The sequence below is a fragment of the Mesorhizobium sp. M4A.F.Ca.ET.050.02.1.1 genome, from assembly GCF_003997725.1.
GTDB lineage: Bacteria > Pseudomonadota > Alphaproteobacteria > Rhizobiales > Rhizobiaceae > Mesorhizobium.
This window is the reverse complement of the sequence record NZ_RZSG01000621.1, coordinates 1-3,632: the sequence shown is the minus strand read 5'-3', so window position 1 is coordinate 3,632 and position 3,632 is coordinate 1. Positions and strand designations below refer to the sequence as shown.

Genomic DNA, 3,632 nt, shown 5'->3' with positions numbered 1-3,632 from the left:
GCACATCGCGTTGTAGACCGCCCGTTGCTCCGCGATCGGCCGCGCCACGATCGCGGGCGGGAACCAGGCATTGACCTGGTCGATATAGTCCCACAGCTCCGGGTCGAGCAGGGTGGCGTATTTCCCCCACCTGGCCGCTTCGATCTGGTTCGTGCCCATCGGCTTGCAGTCAGAGCTCGTCGTAGAGCCGGGCCGCATTGTCGTAGGTGAAGCGCAGCGGCACCGAGCCCTCGACCTGCCACGCATCGACCGTGTCGCCCGCCAGCAGCCGGCAGGCATCGAGCGTGCCGGTGACGGCGCCGCCATAGAGCCGGTTGGCGAGATTGAGGATGGCGGTCTGGTGCATGGCCGCGCTGCCGCTGCCGCAGGCATCCTTGACCAGCAGCACGCGGAAACCACGCGCCACCGCATCCTTCACCGTGGCGTCGATGCAGGCCTCGGTCCAGACGCCGGCAATCACCAGCCATTCGATGCCCGCCGTCTTCAGCCGGTCGGCGAAGGCGCCGTTGCCGAAGGCGCTGGCCTCGGTCTTGACCAGCATCGTCTCGCCCTCGGCCGGCGCCACTTCCGCGCAGATCGCCGTCAGCGGATCGTCCTTGTCCGAGAAGGCCGACTTGCCGCTGGCGTCCACCGGATGGAACGGCCGCGCCTCGGCAAGGTCGACGATGTAGGCGAAGTGGTAGAGCGGCACGAAATTGCGCCGCGCCGCCGCCTGCAGCCGCTGCACGTTGGCGAGGATGTCGCCGAACCTGTCGACCAGATAGCGTTCGTCCTTGCGATGCTCCTCCTGGAGATCGATGAACACTGCGGCCACCTTGCCGCGCCGGATGGAGATCGGGCTTTTCATGCGGATTCTCGCGCTTCGTCATTCAAGGGCGAAGCAGCCGCGAAGCGGCATTGCGAAGACCCTGGAATCCATGCCGTTACCTCTAGCGAAAAATGCAGCGGAACAGAATTCTGCACCGATGCAACGCTCCGAAGTAACGGCATGGATCCTAGGGTCTGCGCCGCGTCGCTTCGCTCCTTGCTTCGCCCTAGGATGACGACGTCACATTTGCTGCGGCCAATCTCGAAGGCCTGCGATAGCGTATGGGCGGCGCCAACAGAGCGTATCGGCATCAAATCGCTCATTCCAAGAACTCGTCCTCATACGGAAACCGCGACAGCAACTCCGTCCCGGTCTCGGTGATCAGGATCTCGTCCTCGAGCTTGACGCCTTCGCGGCCGCCTTTCTCGCCGATATAGCTTTCGACGCTGACCACCATGCCGGGCACGATGATGCCGTCACGGCCGTATGTCTCGTAATCCATCGCGTGGGCGATGAACGGCGTCTCGCCATGCATGCCGACGCCATGCATGACCGAGGTGTAGCGCTGGTCGACGAAGCGGTCCGGGATCTTCCAGGCCTTTTCGGCGATCTCGCGAAAAGCCATGCCGGGCTTCACGATGCCGATGTTGTGCTGCACCTGGTCGTGCGCCATGCGGTAGAGCGATTTCTGGTAGGCGGTCGGCTTGCCCGGCCCGCAGCGGAAGGTGCGCGAGAAATCGGAATAATAGCCGTAGCAGCCGATCGTGTCGGTATCGAGCGCGACCAGCTCGCCCGGCCTTATCTTGCGGCCGCTCGCCTCGCTGAACCATGGATTGGTGCGCTGTCCGGAGGTGAGCAGCCGCGTCTCGATGAACTCGCCGCCCTGGCGGATCACCTCGCCATAAATGATGGCGAACAGCTCGTTTTCGGAGACGCCCGGTTTGATCGCTTCGCGCACTGCGGAGACAGCCGCTTCGGCCCCGGCCATCGAGGCCTGCAGGCACTTCACTTCCTCCGGCGTCTTGACTGCGCGTACCGCCAGGATCTCGCCCTGGCAATCGCGGACCTCGCAGCCGCGCTTTTCCAGCGCCAGCGCCTGCAGATGGCTGCAGCGGTCGAGGCCGATCTTCATAGAGCCGCCGCCATGCTCCTTCAGAAGCTCGGTGATTTCGTCGGCGAACGGACCGGCCGTCTCGTCGTCGCGGCCGGAGACGGATGACCACACCAGCTTCGAGGGTCGCGCTTCGTCGATCGTGTCGAGCACCATCGAGACATGGTAGCTCTGCGGATATTCGAACAGCACGACCGGCCCTTCGGTCGGGATGAAGAAATAGCGGGTCGAGTTGCGCAGGAAATAGCCGAACATGTTGCGCGAGCCGGTGGCGTAGCGCTGGTTGTAGGGATCGAACAAAACGACCGCGCCATAGCCCGCCTCGCGCATCCAGCCGCGCAGTTTTTTGAGCCGGCCCTTGCGCAGCGCGTCCGCATCGATGAAGGACGGCTCGGTGTCGGACAACCACATGCCGCCGGCGGGATCGGCCGCGGCCGGATGGCGCATGCGGTCCTTGAAATCCACATCCTCGGTGCTGTCGGGGTCGAAAACGACGATGCTCATGGCGGTGCCTCCTAATGCGGAGAACATGGGCTATGCGTTGCACGAAGTGTGTGCGGATTCCCGCAAATGTCGTGCCGGATGCCGCAGGCGTGGCGGATGGGAAACGATAGCACCGTGATCCTTTCGCGCCCCCTCGGTCCCGCCAGCGTCTCACCATTTCAGCACAAGCGAAGAAGCTACTGCCTTCGCATCGCCTTCGGCGCGTGCCCGTGCTCCTCGCGAAACGCCCGCGCAAAACTCGACATCGACGCAAACCCACACGCCAGCGCGACATCGCGCACCATAAGTGTCGAATGCGCCAGCAGGTCGGCCGCCCGTTTCAGCCGCAGCCGCCGGTAATAGCCATTGGGCGAGATATCCAGCTCGGCGCGGAAATTGCGCTCGAGTTTGTCCGGGGAAACGCCGAGCCTTGTCGCCAGCTCCGCCATGCCGAGCCGCTCCTCGACCGCATCCTCCATGATGGCGATGGCCGACAGCACCAGCTCGTTCTGCACGCCGGTGCGCAGCCTGAGCGGCATCAGCTTGCGATCGAGCGTCGATCGCAAAGGACTGTGCACGAACCATTCGGCGACGCCCGCCGCGAGCTCGGCGCCATAGTCGCCGGTGATGATCTCTAGCATCATGTCGAGGCTGCCGACGCCGCCGGCCGAGGTGAAACGCTTGCGGTCGATGACGAAGAGATCGCGCCTGAGCTCGATGTCCGGGAAAGCCTCGGTGAAGGCGGCCTGGCTGGTCCAGTGCAGGGTGCAGGCATGGCCGTCGAGCAGGCCGGCGCGGGCGAGGAAGAACGCTGCATCCGCCACCGCGCCGATATGCGCGCCGCCGCGCAGGCTCTTGCGGATCCAGCTCACCGCCTCTTCGGCGACGAGATGGTCGGCATCGCCGCCCGAACAGACGACGATGCGGTCGACCTTCGGCGCGTCGGAGGCGGAAAAGCCGGGCTGGATGACGACGCCGTTCGAAGCCTCGACCGTGCCCTCATCGGCGCCGACGATCACCCAGCGGTAGCATTCGCGCCTGGCAAGCACATTGGCCGCGCGCAGCGGTTCGATCAGCGACGAGAACGCCATCATCGGAAAGCCAGGGAAGACCAGCACGGCGAAGGCGAGGGGGGCTTCGCCCGCCGCCGGCTGCGCGCGGTCGCGTTTGCGGTTGGCGGAATTGGAAGTCACGATGCTCTTTCCTGAGGCGGCTGGAACTGTAGCGGGT

3 protein-coding genes are annotated in these 3,632 nt (G+C 64.8%); all 3 read right to left on the bottom strand.

Features of this window, described 5'->3' with window-relative positions:
- Positions 1 to 169: 169 nt before the first annotated feature.
- A complete protein-coding gene (locus EOA33_RS28095; RefSeq protein ID WP_127407125.1) occupies positions 170 to 847 on the bottom strand; it encodes an isochorismatase family protein in 678 nt (225 codons plus the stop codon).
- A gap of 280 nt (positions 848 to 1,127) precedes the next feature.
- Positions 1,128 to 2,423, bottom strand: a complete 1,296-nt coding sequence (locus EOA33_RS28090; RefSeq protein ID WP_127407124.1) for a Xaa-Pro peptidase family protein — start codon at positions 2,421 to 2,423, stop codon at positions 1,128 to 1,130.
- Between the two features lie 176 nt (positions 2,424 to 2,599).
- Positions 2,600 to 3,496, bottom strand: a complete 897-nt coding sequence (locus tag EOA33_RS28085) for a GlxA family transcriptional regulator (RefSeq protein WP_245482458.1) — start codon at positions 3,494 to 3,496, stop codon at positions 2,600 to 2,602.
- Positions 3,497 to 3,632 lie beyond the last annotated feature (136 nt).